General features: G+C 62.0%; 16 protein-coding genes. All 16 read left to right on the top strand.

What is annotated here, in order from left to right; translation table 11 throughout:
• Positions 1 to 276: 276 nt before the first annotated feature.
• The 16 genes from AC04PH_RS15085 (at position 277) to AC04PH_RS15010 (ending at position 16,328) form a co-directional block, all read left to right on the top strand.
• Complete coding sequence (locus tag AC04PH_RS15085; RefSeq protein WP_483066644.1) at positions 277 to 453, top strand: Flp family type IVb pilin; 177 nt, start codon at positions 277 to 279, stop codon at positions 451 to 453.
• Positions 454 to 831: 378 nt separating this feature from the next.
• Entirely contained in the window at positions 832 to 1,008 is a 177-nt protein-coding gene (locus tag AC04PH_RS15080; protein ID WP_483066643.1) for a Flp family type IVb pilin, read from the top strand.
• 178 nt (positions 1,009 to 1,186) lie between these two features.
• Entirely contained in the window at positions 1,187 to 1,360 is a 174-nt protein-coding gene (locus AC04PH_RS15075) for a hypothetical protein (protein WP_483066642.1), read from the top strand.
• Positions 1,361 to 1,461: 101 nt separating this feature from the next.
• Positions 1,462 to 2,331, top strand: a complete 870-nt coding sequence (gene cpaB / locus AC04PH_RS15070) for a Flp pilus assembly protein CpaB (protein WP_483066641.1) — start codon at positions 1,462 to 1,464, stop codon at positions 2,329 to 2,331.
• Positions 2,332 to 2,551: 220 nt separating this feature from the next.
• A complete protein-coding gene (locus AC04PH_RS15065) occupies positions 2,552 to 3,979 on the top strand; it encodes a type II and III secretion system protein family protein (RefSeq protein WP_483066640.1) in 1,428 nt (475 codons plus the stop codon).
• A 16-nt stretch (positions 3,980 to 3,995) separates the two neighbouring features.
• Positions 3,996 to 4,655: an OmpA family protein gene (locus AC04PH_RS15060; protein WP_483066639.1), complete on the top strand. Its 660-nt coding sequence runs from the start codon at positions 3,996 to 3,998 to the stop codon at positions 4,653 to 4,655.
• A 246-nt stretch (positions 4,656 to 4,901) separates the two neighbouring features.
• Complete coding sequence (locus AC04PH_RS15055) at positions 4,902 to 6,149, top strand: CpaE/TadZ family protein (RefSeq protein WP_483066638.1); 1,248 nt, start codon at positions 4,902 to 4,904, stop codon at positions 6,147 to 6,149.
• Between the two features lie 11 nt (positions 6,150 to 6,160).
• Complete coding sequence (locus AC04PH_RS15050) at positions 6,161 to 7,621, top strand: TadA family conjugal transfer-associated ATPase (protein WP_483066637.1); 1,461 nt, start codon at positions 6,161 to 6,163, stop codon at positions 7,619 to 7,621.
• Between the two features lie 5 nt (positions 7,622 to 7,626).
• On the top strand, positions 7,627 to 8,592 hold the full coding sequence (locus tag AC04PH_RS15045) for a type II secretion system F family protein (protein ID WP_483066636.1): 966 nt from the start codon (positions 7,627 to 7,629) through the stop codon (positions 8,590 to 8,592).
• Positions 8,593 to 8,600: 8 nt separating this feature from the next.
• On the top strand, positions 8,601 to 9,575 hold the full coding sequence (locus AC04PH_RS15040; protein ID WP_483066635.1) for a type II secretion system F family protein: 975 nt from the start codon (positions 8,601 to 8,603) through the stop codon (positions 9,573 to 9,575).
• Between the two features lie 10 nt (positions 9,576 to 9,585).
• Positions 9,586 to 10,158 carry a tetratricopeptide repeat protein gene (locus tag AC04PH_RS15035; protein ID WP_483066634.1) on the top strand — a complete coding sequence of 191 codons (573 nt, stop codon included), beginning with the start codon at positions 9,586 to 9,588 and terminating at the stop codon, positions 10,156 to 10,158.
• 31 nt (positions 10,159 to 10,189) lie between these two features.
• Positions 10,190 to 11,044, top strand: a complete 855-nt coding sequence (locus AC04PH_RS15030) for a tetratricopeptide repeat protein (protein ID WP_483066633.1) — start codon at positions 10,190 to 10,192, stop codon at positions 11,042 to 11,044.
• Positions 11,045 to 11,047: 3 nt separating this feature from the next.
• Positions 11,048 to 11,539: a prepilin peptidase gene (locus AC04PH_RS15025; protein ID WP_483066632.1), complete on the top strand. Its 492-nt coding sequence runs from the start codon at positions 11,048 to 11,050 to the stop codon at positions 11,537 to 11,539.
• Positions 11,540 to 11,672: 133 nt separating this feature from the next.
• Positions 11,673 to 12,983, top strand: a complete 1,311-nt coding sequence (locus tag AC04PH_RS15020; protein WP_483066631.1) for an ATPase — start codon at positions 11,673 to 11,675, stop codon at positions 12,981 to 12,983.
• Positions 12,984 to 13,045: 62 nt separating this feature from the next.
• Positions 13,046 to 13,834 (top strand): NAD(P)-dependent oxidoreductase, encoded by a 789-nt coding sequence (locus AC04PH_RS15015; RefSeq protein WP_483066630.1) that lies wholly within the window; start codon positions 13,046 to 13,048, stop codon positions 13,832 to 13,834.
• 88 nt (positions 13,835 to 13,922) lie between these two features.
• Positions 13,923 to 16,328 (top strand): ligase-associated DNA damage response DEXH box helicase, encoded by a 2,406-nt coding sequence (locus AC04PH_RS15010; protein WP_483066629.1) that lies wholly within the window; start codon positions 13,923 to 13,925, stop codon positions 16,326 to 16,328.
• Positions 16,329 to 16,358 lie beyond the last annotated feature (30 nt).

Below are 16,358 nucleotides of genomic sequence, written 5' to 3'. Positions count from 1 at the left end.
CGCCGGATTTGCAGAAATTGGTCACCCTCGCGCAACGGCGCGGAGCCGAGGGTAATCGAACACAAAAATAAGTTTTCATTCTTAACAATGTGTTAAGCAGCGAATTCGCGATTATGCGAGTGCGCCCAAAATCGCACCACCCCGGTCAAACTCCCGCCCCATTCGACCGTCAAAACCTCCTCATCCAAGACGGGGATCACGCCAACAAGAGGCCGGCGCGAGATGATCCGACGAGGTTAAACGTGAAAACTAGCGATACCCTGAGGAGGGAACACAATGCTTAACTTTATCAAAAACTTCCGCAACGACGAAGACGGCGCAGTCACGGTTGACTGGGTTGTGCTGACAGCCGCTATCGTGGCTCTGGGCCTGGCCGTTGGCGGCGCAGTCGGCACCGGTGCAGAAAACCTGGCCGGCACCGTTGCGACCGACATCGAAGCTGTCGACGACTAAGAACGGCTTTGCCTGACGGCAAATCAGGGCGTGGCACATCACTGTGCCGCGCCCTTTTTCGTGTCCGGACCCGATCCCGCCATCGGTGCCCGGACAGCGTAACGTAGGCCTGATTCCCCGCACCCCACGGCGGATTGCATCTGGCGGTCATTTGTTTCCGGCAAAACGACAATACGAGCCGTCGCGCGGCACTATCGCCAGGCCCCGATCAAGGGACCGGAATCCCCTAAAAATTGAACGGCACATGCCCCAATGCCGCCAAATTCGGGCGTCACAACCGCTCCCATCCAAGACGGGGATCACGCCAACAAGAGGCCGGCGCGAGACGATCCGAGGCGGTACATACGACAACTAGCGACACCCTGAGGAGGGACGACAATGCTTAACTTTATCAAGAACTTCCGCAACGACGAAGACGGCGCAGTCACGGTTGACTGGGTTGTGCTGACAGCCGCCATCGTGGCGCTGGGCATCGCCGTGGGCGGTGCCGTGAGCACAGGTGCACAAAACCTGGCCGGCACCGTTGCGACCGACATCGAAGCCGTCGACGACTAAGTCGGGCTTTGCCTGACGGCAAATCAGGGCGTGGCACAGCACTGTGCCGCGCCTTTTTCTCGGGACGGTCGCGCGCGCCTGCCGCTCCACCAAATCAGCCACAAGCGGTCATGTTCGCGCCACATTGGCGCGTCAGACAGATGACCGAAGCAAGACCCAGTACCCGTAGGAGACGGTTGTGAAGCGTATTTTTTGTAAGTTGAAAAACGATGAGTCTGGCGCGGTTACCGTCGACTGGGTTGTTCTTGCGGCATCGGTCGTGGCCCTGGGGCTTGCGATTATCGCCATTATTCAGACCGGCGCAGTGAACGGCGTTATCAATATGTTCGCCAGCGTCGACGCGGCACTTTAGAACAAGGTGCCTTATTGGCGGCGGGACCTTCCCGCCGTGACCCGAGACCCTTGGCGCAAAACGTCCAAAGGCCCGGACTGTAGGAAGATGAGGAAATCAAGATGCGTGCAGTATTTGGACTAGTTCTGATCCTTGGCATGGGCCTCGCTGGCTTTGCGGTCTATATGGTCAAGGGCTATGTCAGCCAGACACAGACAGCCCTGGTGGCGGAACGTGAACGCGCGGCCAAGGCCATCGACACCGTCGAGGTCTATGCCGTCAACCGGGCCATCGCTTACGGCGAACAGCTCACCATGGAAGATGTCGAGCTGATCCGCTATGCGGAGCCGCATCTGCCCGAAGGCACATTCGACACCGAAGAGACGCTGTTCCCGAACGGCGAGGACTCGCTGCGCACCGTGCTGCGCCCGATGGAGGTGAACGAGCCCGTTCTGGCCGTGAAAGTGTCGGAGCCTGGCGAGATCGTCAGCATCACGTCGCTGCTCGACCCCGGCACCCGCGCCTTTACCATCAAGGTCGATGTGCAGACCGGCGTGTCCGGCTTCCTGCGGCCCGGCGACCGGGTGGATGTCTACTGGACCGGTGTCGTGAACCGTGGTGCGGGCACCGTCAGCCACAGCACGACGCAGCTGATCAAATCCAACGTCGAACTGATCGCGGTCGACCAGACCGCAGACGGAAACCGCAACGGCGCAGAAATCGCGCGCACGGTCACCGTGCAGGTGTCGCCACAAGACGTGGCAGCACTGGCCCAGGCCCAGGCCTCCGGCAGCCTGTCGCTGTCACTGGTCGGCTCGGGCGACGAGACGGCGGTCGCGGCCAACATTCAGGTCGACCAGCGGTCGCTTCTGGGGATCGTGGAAGAAGCCCCGGTGGAGGTCGCACCCGCCCCCGCCCCGGCCCGCGTCTGCACGATCAAGACCCGCCGCGGTGCCGATGTGGTCGAGATTCCGATCCCCTGCACCAACTGATCCTGTCACAAATCCAACCATCGGGTTGATCCATGACGCACTTCGCCCCACGCGAAGTGCGTCATTTCATTTGCAGTTTTGTCGATCTGTTGCCGGTTATCCACATAAGCAACGCGGCGCAACGCATTGATTCTTGCAATAAATGACCATCCGGGGCAGTGTCCGGGGATACAAGGGCGAAAAGACCCGCAATGAGGCGTGATCGGAGAGGCAGGTCACCATGACATACGACAAGTTTATCAAGGCCGCGTTGACGGGCCTGACTTTGGCTATTACAGCCACGCCGACCGTGACACCGGCTGAAACGCTGCGCGTGATGCGCGGTGCGCCGTCGAGCGCACTGAACGTACCGATGAATCGCGCGGTGGTCGTCGAGAGTGACGCACCGTTTACCGAACTTTCCATCGCCAACCCCGGCATCGCGGATATTTCGTCGCTGTCGGACCGCACGATCTATGTGCTGGGCAAGGAACCGGGCCGCACGACGCTGACCCTGCTGGGCGCGGACGGACGGCTGATCACCAACGTCGAGGTGCACGTCACCCCCGACATCGCGGAATTCAAGGAGCGGCTGGAACAGATCCTGCCCGGAGAGAACATCGAAGTGCGCACCGCCAACGACGGGATCGTCCTGTCCGGCACGGTCAGCAGCATTTCCCGCCTCGATCGCGCATTGGAACTGGCACAACGCTACGCGCCGGAACGGGTTTCCAACCTGATGACGGTCGGCGGTACGCAACAGGTGATGCTGAAGGTACGCTTTGCAGAAATGCAGCGGTCGGTCAGCAAGTCGCTGTCCTCCTCGCTTGCCTTGCAGGGGGCCGGTTTCGACGGCAACCTTGGTCTGGCGGGCGGCACGAACACCCTGGCCCCCGGCAGCACGACGGGCAGCACGCTGAACGGCAATCTGCCGGCATCGACCGAGAATACCGGCGCGTTTCTCTTTGGTTTCAACGCCGGGGGTGTCGAGGTCGGCATCCTGCTGGAAGCCCTGGAAAGCCGCGGCGTCGTGCGCACGCTCGCCGAACCGAACCTGACCGCGCTGAGCGGACAAGAGGCGAAATTCCTGGCCGGTGGCGAATTCCCGATCCCCGTCGCCCAGGAAGGCGGGTCGATCACCATCGAATACAAGCCGTTCGGGGTGGAACTGAACTTCATCCCCCGCGTCGTCGATGCCGATATCATCAATCTTGAGCTGAATGCCGCGGTATCGTCGATCGACACCACGAACGGCATCATCGCAAACGGTATCAGCGTCAACGCCTTCCGGCGTCGCGAGACATCGACCACGGTCGAGATGCGGGACGGCGAAAGCTTTGCGATTGCAGGTCTTTTGTCCGATGACTTCGCCGATCTGAACGGCCAGGTGCCATGGCTGGGCGATGTGCCGGTGCTGGGATCGCTGTTTCGCAGCGCGGAATATTCGCGCCGCCAGACCGAACTGGTCATCATCGTGACGCCGCATCTGGTCACACCGACCCGGGGCGAGGCGCTGGCCCTGCCGACCGACCGCGTGCAGCCACCGACAGAGCGTGACCTGTTTCTCTTTGGCCGTGTCGCCGCAGAGAACGCACCATCGACAGGCGGCGCCGGCGAAGTGGCGCGACAGGACTTCAGCGGGTCCTACGGCTATGTCCTGGACGATTGATAAGGAGCGCGGGACGATGAAAACTTATATTGCAGCGACGGCCGCGGTTCTGACGCTTGGTGCCTGTGCCGAAGAAGTCGGCGGTCTGGACTACTTCGACCGCGAGGCCGGTGTGCGTGTGGACAGCAACGCCGATTTCGGCAACGCCACGATGAACAACCATCTGGCGCAGACCGGTCAGGCGACCATCAATCTGGCGCGCAGGTTTGCGACAGAAGTCAACAGCACGGTCAATTTTGCGTTCAATTCCGCGACCTTGAGCGAAGAAGCCAAGGCTGTGCTGCGTGTGCAAGCCGACTGGATCCGTCAGTTCCCGGAGGTCCGCTTCAAGGTCTTCGGCCACACCGACCTGGTCGGCTCGCAAAGCTACAATCAGGCGCTTGGTCTGCGTCGCGCGAACGCGGTGGTGCATTTCCTGTCCACCCAAGGCATTAGCCGGTCACGGCTGGAGGCGCTGGTGTCGTTCGGGGAAACCCGTCCGCTGGTGCAGACACCGAACCGCAACGCGCAGAACCGTCGCACGGTCACCGAGGTGTCGGGTTTCGTCGCGGGGCATCCCGGCGTGCTGAACGGAAAATATGCCGAAGTGATTTTCCGCGAATATGTCGCCAGCGCGATCCCGCAGTCGATCTCTTCGGCGGGCGAAAGCGCACAGACGGCTGGTCCGGACCAGTAACACCCTGCCGTGCGCCGGGTGAGCCCCGGCGCGCCGCATCAACCTGATCGGTTGCCCGGGATCGTCGCAAGATACCGCACAATTACGATCTTTTTGTCCCATTGTGGACACGTTTACCCCCGACATTAACCCTCAATGGGACAACCGCACGCTTTGTCGTGCGTGCCGTGTCAGGGTTATTGTGCAATTTGCTAATCATTTGCTCCTACCCTGCCGCTGCGCCCGAATGGATAAGGACGTAAGGCCATGAGTAGTAACGCAGCAGCACACCAGCAGATGCAGCCGATTGTCGCCTGCACGATCAGCCGCGATGTGCAGATTTTCGACCTTCTGATCGAGGACATGGAAACCGCCATGGGCGAATCATGGGGCGATCTGTCGTTCGGGGATGCCGCATCTTTCCTGACCCAGGACGAGGCGGACAGCCTGCAATTCGTGACCATCGCCATGGATCACGAGGATGAGGACAACCTGCCACTGATCACCACCGTGATCGCCGCGGCGAAAGCCAAGGATATCAAGGTGATCCTGATCACCGAGGATGTGGGTTCCGCCGCGCTGCACACGCTGTTGCGCGAGGGTGGTGACGAATTCATCCCCTACCCGCTGCCCGAAAACGAATTGTCGCGCGCCATCGACCGTGTTCTGACCCCGCCAGAGGTCGCGCAGGTCGCGCCGGAGCTTGAAAACAAGCTCAAGGCCACCGGTGATCGCAGCGGTGTCGTGATCCCCGTGCACGGCATGGCCGGTGGCACGGGTGCTACGACGCTTGCCGTCAACCTGGCGTGGGAGCTTGCGAACATCGAAAAGGAAGACGGGCCGCGCGTCTGCCTGCTCGATCTTGATTTCCAGTTCGGCACGACGTCGACCTTTCTCGATCTGCCGCGCCGCGAAACCGTTCTTGAAATGCTGTCCGACACAGAGGCGATGGACAGCGAACTGTTCATGCAGGCACTGCTGTCCTACGAACAGAAGCTGCACGTGCTGACCTCCCCCACGGATATGATCCCGCTCGATCTTGTCGGACCCGAGGACATCGCGCGCCTGATCGAGATGGCCCGCACCAATTTCGACTATGTCATCATCGACATGCCCTCGACCATGGTGGAATGGTCGCAGACCGTGCTGGAGGCCGCCCACGTCTATTTCGCGACGATGGAACTCGACATGCGCTCAGCACAGAACACCCTGCGATTGAAGCGCGCGCTGCAATCCGAGGACCTGCCGTTCGACAAGCTGCGCTTTGTGCTGAACCGCGCGCCCGGCTTCACCGATCTGAGCGGCAAGAGCCGGGTCAAGCGTCTGGCGGAAAGCCTTGGCATTTCGATCGAGGTGCAATTGCCCGACGGCGGAAAGCAGGTCGCGCAAAGCGCCGATCACGGTGTGCCGATGGCGTCAGGCATCGCCAAGAACGCATTGCGCAAGGAAATCCTGAAGCTGGCCAAGTCGGTTCACGCGGTCAATCAGGCCGAAGCGTCAGAAGCCCACGGGTAAGAGGTAACGCCATGTTCTCGAAATACAAAAAGGCCGGCAGCGGGAGCATCAAACCGGCAGCCAACAGCCCCACCGCGGCCAGCGCGAAACCCGCACTTGCCGCCGTACCGGCACCTGCGGAAGAACCCCGCAAGAGCCTGATGAAGGCCATGCCCGCCCGCGCCGCAGAGGTCTCGCCGCAGGACAAGGAGAAAAAGCGCAAGGAACGCTTGATGGAAATCAAGCTGGAACTGCACAAGTCCCTGCTGGACAATCTCAACCTTGCCGCGCTGGAAACGGCGAGCGAGAACGATCTGCGCGCCGAAATCAATGCCATCGCCGCCGAGTCGCTGGAAGAGATGGGGATCGTTCTGAACCGGGACGAACGCACCAAACTGAGCCAGGACCTCTATTTCGAGGTTACCGGACTCGGACCGCTAGAGACGCTTTTGCAGGACGAAACCGTCAACGATATTTTGGTGAACGGCCCGCAACAGGTGTTCGTGGAACGCGCCGGCAAGCTGGAACTGTCCGACATCACCTTCAAGGACGAAAAGCACCTGCTGCGGATCATCGACAAGATCGTGTCGGCCGTCGGCCGCCGCGTCGACGAAAGCAACCCTTATGTCGACGCCCGCCTGGCCGATGGATCGCGTTTCAACGCGATGGTGCCGCCTGTCGCGGTCGACGGCAGCCTCGTATCCATCCGTAAATTCAAAAAGGACAAGCTGGGGATCGAGGATCTGGTGAAATTCGGTGCCTTTACCGAAGAAATGGCCGCATATCTGCAAGCCGCCGTCGCCACGCGCCTGAATGTCATCGTGTCCGGCGGTACAGGTTCGGGTAAAACGACGACGCTGAACGCGCTGTCGTCCTTCATCGACGATGCCGAACGTATCCTGACGATCGAGGATACAGCGGAACTTCAGCTGCAACAGACCCACGTCGGCCGGATGGAAAGCCGCCCCGCCAACGTCGAGGGCAAGGGTGCGGTGTCGCAGCGCGACTGTCTGAAGAACGCCCTGCGGATGCGCCCCGACCGGATCATCGTGGGTGAAACCCGCGGCGAGGAAGTCATCGACATGCTGCAGGCCATGAACACCGGTCACGATGGCTCCATGACCACGATCCACGCCAACTCGGCCCGCGACGGTGTCAGCCGACTGGAAAACATGATCGCGATGGCCGGTATCGAAATGCCGATCAAGGCGGTGCGCAGCCAGATTTCATCGGCCGTGAACCTGATCGTGCAGGCCAGCCGCTTGCAGGACGGATCACGCCGCATGACGTCGATCACCGAAATCACCGGGATGGAGGGCGACGTGATCTCCATGCAGGAGGTCTTTCGCTATCAGCGTGTCGGGTTGACACCGGACAACAAGATTATCGGCCACTTCACCGCGACCGGCGTACGCTCTGCCTATTCCGACCGCTTCAAGCTGTGGGGGTATGACCTGCCACCTGCCATCTTCGAACCCATGGTCGCGGAGTAAACCCCATGATTTCAGCCGAACCCGTCATCTATGTCGTCATTTTCCTGTCCGTACTGGCGCTTGTGGAAGGGGCGTATCTTGTCATCTTCGGCAAGTCGATCAGCCTGAACAGCAAGGTGAACCGCCGCCTGGCCCTGCTGGAAAAGGGCGGCGGGCGCGAACAGGTGCTCGAACAGCTCCGCAAGGAGATGACGCAGCACATGAAATCGCAGCGCATCCCGCTGTATTCGATCTTGGCATCAAAGGCGCAAAAGGCGAATATCGCCTTCTCGCCACCGCAGATTTTCGTACTGATGGGGGTGGTGAGCTTTGTGTCCTTCATCGGCCTCACGATGGCCACCGACGTCGATCCGCTGGTGCGGTCGTTCGTGGCGGTCGCGATGGGCATCGGCGGCGTGTTCATGTGGATCAACAGCAAGGCCAACAAGCGCATGGCGCTGATGGAAGAACAACTGCCCGAAGCCGTGGAACTGATGGTGCGGTCCTTACGGGTGGGTCACCCGTTCTCTTCCGCGATCAGCATCGTGGCGTCGGAAATCCCCGACCCGCTGGGCACCGAAATGGGCATGATCTCGGACGAGGCGGCCTATGGTCGTGACATGGGTGAAACGCTCAAGGCGATGGCCGAACGGCTGGACATGCAGGATCTGCGCTTCCTTGCCGTGGCGGTGACGATCCAACAGCAATCGGGTGGTAACCTCGCGGAAATTCTGGCCGGTCTGGCCAAGGTGATCCGCGCGCGGTTCCGCCTGTTCCGCCGGGTCAAGGCGATCACCGGCGAGGCGAAGTGGTCGGGCAAATTGCTGTCCGGTTTCCCGATCCTCTGTCTGATCGGCATCAATCTGATCAAGCCCGACTATTTCGACGAGGTGATGGAAGAACCGATCTTCATCCCCGCCTGTCTGGTCGTCGCCACGTTTCTGATCGCGAACCTGTTCGTGATGCGTGCGCTCGTGAACATCAAGGTCTGAGGTCGATCATGGAATTTATCACAACCATCGAGACGATGATCGTCGACCTCCTCGGCCCTTTCGGTCCACTGATGCTGGTCGGCGTGCTTGGGTTCATGATGATCCTGATCACGCTGCCGGTCCTGCTCAAGAAAACCGAGGATCCGCTCGACAAGCTCAAGCCGACCAATCGCCAGCCGCAGAAAATGCCGGGCAAGGCCGAAAAACTGCGTGCGCCAAGCGGCAAGGACAAGCTGGAGAAATACTCAAACTTCCTCGAACCGCAGAACGCCGAGGATTTTTCTGCCGTCAAACTGAAGCTGATGCAGGCCGGATACCGCAGCAAGAACGCTGTGCGGATGTATCACTTCCTGCAGTTTTCGCTTGGTCTGCTGCTGCTTGGCGCGGGCGCGATCTATGCGCTTTACCAGTCCTCCCAGGGTCCGGTCACGACCAAGGACATGGCGATGTGGATCCTGCTGCCCGGCGGTGCCGGGTATATGCTGCCGAAATACTGGGTCACCCGGCGGCAGGCGGAACGGCAAAAGGCGATCGAGAACGGCTTTCCCGACAGCCTCGACATGATGCTTGTCTGCGTCGAGGCGGGCCAGTCGCTCGACCAGTCGATCCTTCGGGTGTCGGGTGAGCTGAAGTCGGGCTTTCCCGAACTGGCCAGCGAATACGAGATCGTCAGCCAGGAAATGAAGGCCGGTAAAGACAAGACCACCGTGCTCAAGGATATGTCGGAACGCGCAGGCGTGCAGGACATCACCAGTTTCGTCACCGTGCTGGTGCAGTCGCAGCAGTTCGGCACATCGATTGCCGATGCGCTGCGGGTCTATGCCTCTGAAATGCGCGACAAGCGGGTGATGCGTGCCGAGGAGGCCGCGAACAAACTGCCGACCAAGATGACGCTGGCGACGATGATGTTGACGGTGCCGCCGCTTTTGCTCATTCTCATCGGGCCGTCGATCTTCAATATCTCCCAAAGCCTGGGCAACTAAGGACACGTCAATGACCGCACATCGGGCCGCACGATCACTGGCCCTTGTGACGCTGGTCACCGCCCTGGCCGGCTGCGATGCAGCCGGCTTTGGTGCGTCGGACGACAGGGTTTTCGCGCCGGGCATCGCAGGCGAGTCCGATCTGGACGGTCTGCTTGTGGGGCACCGCCTAATGGCTGCGGGCGAGTTCGAGCTGGCCCTGCGCGCGTATACCCGCGCCGCCGCGCAGCAGGGCCTCAACGTCGACACGCTGTCGGCACTGGGGTCCGCCAACCTGCGGCTCGGGCGGCTGGGTCAGGCCGAACGCCTGCTGCGCCGCGCCACCGAACAGGCCCCTGATTTTCCCGCAGCGTGGAACAATCTGGGCGTGATCCTGATGGAAAAAGGTGATGTCGCCGAAGCGAGCGAGGTTTTCCGTCGCGCATTTGCCACGGATAACGGCAATTCCGACCAGATTCGCGAGAACCTGCGCTTGGCACTCGCCAAACTGGAAAACACCGGTAATGATGAACCCCAAGAAGAACAACAATTCGAACTGGTGCGCCGGGGAACGGGCGATTTCGTCATCCTGACAGCACCTTGAAGGCAAGAGCAGGCATAAAGGACGCAGGAATATGCGCCATTTTCTCTCGATTCCGATGGGTCTCGCGACCGTCGTCGCGCTGACGGCATGCAGCGGGGACGATGCACAGGTCGACCGGGCCTTGCAGGATCTCAACGTCGTCGACGAAACCAACCTCAACGATGTGTTCCTGACCGTGGGCGACCCCGATGAGGCCGTGAACTACTTCAGCGGCGCGCTGGCAAACGATCCCGGGCGGATCGACCTGATGCGCGGGCTGGCAAAATCGCTGATCCGCGCCGGACGCGCGAGCGATGCCGTCGTGGCCTGGAAAGCGGTCACCGACCACGCGGAGGCCACGAACGACGACCGCGTCGAACTGGCCGATGCCTATATCCGGTCCAACCAGTGGGACCTTGCGACCGAAACGCTCAACGCCATTCCGCCGACGCACGAGACCTACAAGCGCTACCGGCTGGAGGCGATGATCGCGGACAGTCAGGAAAACTGGGAAAAGGCCGACAGTTTCTACCAGACCGCCGCCGGTCTGACCACGACACCCGCCAACGTGTTCAACAACTGGGGCTACTCCAAGCTGACGCGCGGCGACTACACCGGGGCAGAGCGGCTCTTTTCCGATGCGCTGCGCCACGATCCGCAGCTTTTCACCGCCAAGAACAACCTCGTTCTGGCCCGTGGCGCGCAACGGCGCTATGACCTGCCGGTCTTTTCCATGACGCAGGTGGAACGCGCGCAACTGCTGCACACCATGGCGCTGACGGCCATCAAACAGAACGACATCACCATCGGCAAAGGTCTGCTGCGCGAGGCGATCGACACGCATCCACAGCATTTCGATGCCGCCGTCCGCGCCCTGCGCGCGCTCGAAGACAATGTGACGAACTAGGAGATGGGTCTGAGCGCATGGGCGGCGGGCTGGTTCCTGATCCCGGCCGTGCCGATCTGTTTCTTCGTGGCCTACTCCGATCTGGCCCGGATGAAGATCCCCAATGTCGCGGTCGGCGCTTTGCTGCTATCCTATGCGGTTCTGGGCCTGATCGCCCTGCCCTTCGATCTTTACCTGTGGGGATACGCGCATGTCGCCGTCGCCCTGATCGCGGGGATCGCCCTGAATGCCGCGGGTGTCATGGGGGCCGGCGACGCAAAGTTCATCGCAGCCGCCGCACCGATGATCGCCCTCGCCGATCTGGTGCTTGTCGCGATGATTCTTGCGGCGGCGCTGATCGGCGGCTTCGTGACCCACCGCATCGCGCGCGCCAGCCCGATCCGTGCGCGCGTCCCGCATTGGGACAGCTGGACCAGCGGCAAGCGGTTTCCGATGGGCTTTCCCCTCGGGCTGACACTTGTGGCCTATCTGGCGATGGTCCTCGCGGTCCGCTGACGATCCGCCCGCGGCGTCAATGCCCCCGTGATACGCCGTTTTGTTCACGCTTTCGCCACAAAGTCTTGCGATCCAGCAGGCAAAGGTCCCACAACCGGGGCCGTGCACAGCTTTCAGCAGGTGGGCCGAACCAATGAACATGCAGACCAATTCCGTCATGGCACCGCCGCCGCCCAAGGGGCTGGCCGGTATGCAACTGCCGATGTCGATGATGCGCGACATCCTGATCAAAACGATGTTCCGCATGAATATCGACATGGTCAGCGCCCTGGCCAAGATGATCTGCCTGCCGATCCCGGTGACGCAGGAACTGATCGACCTCGCGCGCGGACAACGCCTGGTCGAGGCGATGGGCACGCTCAACGCCAATTCCGGCAACGAAATGGGCTATCAGCTGACCGACGCGGGAAAGGCCCGCGCGCTCGATGCGCTGGCGCAGTCGGAATATTTTGGCGCGATGCCGGTGCCGCTGGCGGTCTATCAGGAGCAGGTCAAACGTCAGTCGATCCGCAACATCCACGTCACCCGCGACCAGTTGACCACGGCGATGGGCCATCTGATCCTGCCGCCGGATCTGCTGGGCAACCTCGGCCCCGCCGTTGGTGCGGGCCGCTCGATCCTGATGTATGGGCCACCGGGCAACGGCAAATCCTCGATCTCCAACGGCATCCGGGACGCGCTGGGTGACAAGATCTACGTGCCGCGCGCCATCGAATATTCCGGTCAGGTGATCACCGTCTATGACCCCATCGTGCACAGCGCGGCAGAGGACGATGTGGACGATCCCAATTCACTGCGCCGCACTTCGGGTCGGTTCGACACCCGCTACGTGCGCTGCGAGCGCCCCACCGTGATCACCGGCGGCGAACTGACGGTGTCGATGCTCGATCTGGTCTATAACCCTGTCGCGCGGACCTATCAGGCCCCGTTACAGCTGAAATCCACCGGCGGCATTTTCATCGTCGACGACCTTGGCCGCCAGGCGGAACCGCCGCAAACGCTGGTGAACCGCTGGATCGTGCCGCTTGAGGAAAGCAAAGACATCCTCGCCCTGCAATCGGGCGAAAAGTTCGAGGTGCCCTTCGACACGCTCGTGATCTTTTCGACCAACTTCCACCCCAACGCGATCTTCGACAAGGCGGCACTGCGCCGGATTTTCTACAAGATCAAGATCGACGGGCCGGATCAGGCCGGATTCCTCAAGATATTCGCTATGGTCGCCCGCAAGAAGAAAATGCCGCTGGACGAGGCGACGCTGGTGCATCTGCTCAACCACCTCTACCCGACAATCGACAACACCTACGCCAACTATCAGCCGGTGTTCCTGATCGACCAGATGATCGCGATCTGCGAATTCGAAGGCATACCCTATCAGATGACCCCGGAGCTGATCGAACGAGCCTGGGCCAATATGTTCGTCAAGGAAGAAGAGATCGTGCGCTAAGCCCGGTTGCCGCCCGCGGGCTTTACGGCCAAGGTTCAGGCTGAACCGCGCGGGGCATCGCCATGTCTGACATCACTGGAATCGCCGGCTGCGGCCGGATGGGCGCACCGATGCTGGCGGCCCTGCGCCGCGCCGGTATCGCCGCGCGCGGTTTCGACATCGTGCAGGGGCGCGGTGACGATGCGCCGCTGGCCGATTTTGCGAAGGGACTGACCACGCTGATTTCCGTGGTGCGCGACGCGGCTGAAACCGACGCGCTGCTGTTCGACACGCAGGCCCTCGCACATGCACCGGAGCTGCGCACGATCATCGTCTCCTCGACCCTCTCACCCGTCTATACCCGCGACCTGCTGGCGCGCGTGCCGGATCACATCACCCTGATCGACGCGCCGATGTCGGGCGCGCAGGTCAGGGCACAATCCGGCACGCTCTCCTTCATGCTCGGCGGACCGAAATCCGCGCTGGAGGCCTACATGCCGCTCTTTCGCGCGATGGGTCAGGATATTCACGTCATGGGCGAATTTGGTGCGGGCATGGCGGCCAAGGTGCTCAACAACCTGCTCGCCGCGTCGCATACGGCGATGACCCGGCTGGTGCTGGATTGGGGCGATGCGGCGGGGATCGACGAGGCAAGGTTGCTTGCGCTGATCCACACCTCCTCGGGTCAGAACTGGCTCGCCTCCGGCTTCGATACCATCGAATTTGCCCGTGACGGCTACGCCCCCGACAACTCCATCGGGATACTGGTCAAGGACGTGGCCGCCGGGCTCGACATGGCACCGCCGGATGCGGACGTGACGCTGCCGCAGGACATTCAGGCCGCATTGCGGACGCTGACCCCGCGGCGGTGACTTCTTTTGGTCCAAAATACCTCGGGGGTGCGGGGGCTGGCCCCCGCTTCACCCTTGAACCTTGGCGCACCCGTCGCACTTTAGCGGCATGACCACGCTCCCCGCACATTTTGCCACCTGGTTCGCCACACGCGGCTGGCACATCCATCCACATCAACAAGAGATGCTGGACCGTAAGGATGCGCCCGCCCAATTGCTGATCGCGCCGACCGGCGGCGGCAAGACGCTGGCCGGTTTCCTGCCCACGCTGGTGGAACTGGCAGATAACGCCCATACCGGGCTGCACACGCTCTACGTCTCGCCGCTCAAGGCGCTGGCCGCGGATATCAAGCGCAACCTGCGCACGCCGGTCGATGAAATGGACCTGCCAATCCGGATCGAGGATCGCACCGGCGATACCTCCTACACGCAAAAGCGCCGCCAGCGTGCCGACCCGCCGCATATCCTGCTGACGACACCGGAGAGCCTCGCCCTGCTGGTCAGCTACGAGGACGCGCCGCGCATGTTCACCGGGTTGCAGCGGGTGATCGTCGATGAAATCCACGCGCTGGCCGAAAGCAAGCGTGGCGATCAGCTGATGCTGGCCCTGGGACGGCTGCAACGGCTGGCCCCCGGTCTGCGCCGGGTCGGGCTGTCCGCCACGGTAGAAGACCCGGCGGCCATCGCCCATGAGCTTGCCTGCCATCCTGACCCCTGCCCGATCATTCAGGCCGATCCCGGCCCCGACCCGGACATCCGGATGCTGGTCACCGAGGAAAAACCCCCGTGGTCCGGTGGCGGCGGCAAGTACGCGATTCCGGCGGTGCTGGAGCAGGTGCGACAGCACCGGACGACGCTGATCTTCCACAATACCCGTGCGCAGGCCGAAATTTTCTTTCACAACCTCTGGCTCGCCAATACCGACGATCTGCCCATCGGCATCCACCACGGCAGCCTTGATCGCAGCCAACGAGAAAAGGTGGAGGCGGCGATGGTCGCGGGACACCTGCGGGCCATCGTCTGTACCGGCAGCCTCGATCTTGGCATCGACTGGGGCGATGTCGATCTTGTCGTCCAGGTCGGCGCGCCCAAGAACGTCAAACGGCTGGTGCAGCGGATCGGGCGCGCGAACCACCGCTACAACGCACCGTCCAAGGCGCTGTTGGTGCCCGCCAACCGGTTCGAAGTGGTGGAATGTGTCGCCGCACTCGAGGCCGCGCGAGAAAACGATCTGGACGGTGACCCCAAGGGCCCCGGCCCCCGCGATGTGCTCTGCCAGCATATCCTGATCACCGCCTGCGCCGGGCCGTTCGACGCGGATGCGCTCTATGCCGAGGTCACCAGCGTCGGGGCCTACAGCGGGTTGTCGCGCCCGGATTTCGACGCCTGTCTCGATTTCTGCGCGACCGGCGGCTACGCCCTGCGCGCCTACGATAAATGGAAACGCCTGCTGCAAAACTCCGATGGCACTTGGCAGTTGCGCGATCCGCGCGCGGCCCTGCGGATCCGCATGAATATCGGTACCATTCAGGATGTCGATACGCTCAAGGTCAAATGGAAGGGCAGTTTCAAGGCCTTGGGCGAGGTCGAGGAGGCCTTTGCCGCTACGCTCACCCAGGGCGACACCTTCCTGATCGGCGGCCAGATCGTGCGCTACGACCGCCTGCGCGAGATGACGGTGGAGGTGACGCGTGACGCGTCAAAGACACCGAAAATCGCCACGTTCTACGGCACCCGCTTCGCCACGTCGACGCAGCTCAGCCAGCGCATTCTGCGGATGTTCCAGCAGGACAGCTGGCCGGAGCTTCCGGGGCACACCGCCGAATGGCTGGCGCTGCAGCGGGAGGTCTCCAAACTGCCGGAAGCGGATCGCATCCTCGTCGAGTCCTTCGCCTATGAAAGTCGCGAATACACGGTCTTCTACAGCTTTGCCGGGCGCAACGCGCAGCAAACCCTCGGCCTGTTGCTGACCCAGCGTATGGAGGAACGCGGGCTGCATCCGATGGGCTTCGTTGCCACCGACTACGCCACGATGATCTGGGGGCTGGATCCGGTGGATGACCCGGCAGTGCTGCTCGACCCCGCTGGCCTGCGCGACGGGCTGGAGGTCTGGCTGGCCGGGAACGCGGTTATGAAGCGCACGTTCCGCGCTTCCGCCACCATCGCCGGGCTGATCGAACGCAATCTGCCGCAGGCCCGCAAATCCGGACGGCAGGCGACATTTTCCAGCGACATCCTCTACGACACCCTGTCGAAATACGACCCCGACCACCTGATGCTACAGATCACGCGGGAAGAGGCGATGCGCGGGCTGGTCGATTTTGGGCGGATCGAAGAGATGCTGGCGCGCACCGCCGGGCGCGTCGATCATCTGAAGCTGGATCGCGTCACGCCACTCGCGGCACCCTTGTTCCTGGAGGTCGGTCGCATTCCCGTAACCGGTGCAGCACAGGACCGCCTGCTGGCCGAGGCGGCGGCGGAACTGATGGAAAACGCCGGATTGTCCGGGACCTAGACTTGCCTTTTTACGGATTTAGGATCAGTG

The organism is Yoonia sp. KMU-150 (assembly GCF_056858355.1).
This window is presented reverse-complemented; position numbering and strand designations above follow the sequence as displayed.

What these genes read in the sequence shown, in the direction of transcription:
- AC04PH_RS15085 (WP_483066644.1), top strand. Translation starts at nt 277, where the DNA reads ATGCTTAACTTTATCAAAAACTTCCGCAACGACGAAGACGGCGCAGTC.
- AC04PH_RS15080 (WP_483066643.1), top strand. Translation starts at nt 832, where the DNA reads ATGCTTAACTTTATCAAGAACTTCCGCAACGACGAAGACGGCGCAGTC.
- cpaB (WP_483066641.1), top strand. Translation starts at nt 1,462, where the DNA reads ATGCGTGCAGTATTTGGACTAGTTCTGATCCTTGGCATGGGCCTCGCT.
- AC04PH_RS15065 (WP_483066640.1), top strand. Translation starts at nt 2,552, where the DNA reads ATGACATACGACAAGTTTATCAAGGCCGCGTTGACGGGCCTGACTTTG.
- AC04PH_RS15060 (WP_483066639.1), top strand. Translation starts at nt 3,996, where the DNA reads ATGAAAACTTATATTGCAGCGACGGCCGCGGTTCTGACGCTTGGTGCC.
- AC04PH_RS15055 (WP_483066638.1), top strand. Translation starts at nt 4,902, where the DNA reads ATGAGTAGTAACGCAGCAGCACACCAGCAGATGCAGCCGATTGTCGCC.
- AC04PH_RS15050 (WP_483066637.1), top strand. Translation starts at nt 6,161, where the DNA reads ATGTTCTCGAAATACAAAAAGGCCGGCAGCGGGAGCATCAAACCGGCA.
- AC04PH_RS15045 (WP_483066636.1), top strand. Translation starts at nt 7,627, where the DNA reads ATGATTTCAGCCGAACCCGTCATCTATGTCGTCATTTTCCTGTCCGTA.
- AC04PH_RS15040 (WP_483066635.1), top strand. Translation starts at nt 8,601, where the DNA reads ATGGAATTTATCACAACCATCGAGACGATGATCGTCGACCTCCTCGGC.
- AC04PH_RS15035 (WP_483066634.1), top strand. Translation starts at nt 9,586, where the DNA reads ATGACCGCACATCGGGCCGCACGATCACTGGCCCTTGTGACGCTGGTC.
- AC04PH_RS15030 (WP_483066633.1), top strand. Translation starts at nt 10,190, where the DNA reads ATGCGCCATTTTCTCTCGATTCCGATGGGTCTCGCGACCGTCGTCGCG.
- AC04PH_RS15025 (WP_483066632.1), top strand. Translation starts at nt 11,048, where the DNA reads ATGGGTCTGAGCGCATGGGCGGCGGGCTGGTTCCTGATCCCGGCCGTG.
- AC04PH_RS15020 (WP_483066631.1), top strand. Translation starts at nt 11,673, where the DNA reads ATGAACATGCAGACCAATTCCGTCATGGCACCGCCGCCGCCCAAGGGG.
- AC04PH_RS15015 (WP_483066630.1), top strand. Translation starts at nt 13,046, where the DNA reads ATGTCTGACATCACTGGAATCGCCGGCTGCGGCCGGATGGGCGCACCG.
- AC04PH_RS15010 (WP_483066629.1), top strand. Translation starts at nt 13,923, where the DNA reads ATGACCACGCTCCCCGCACATTTTGCCACCTGGTTCGCCACACGCGGC.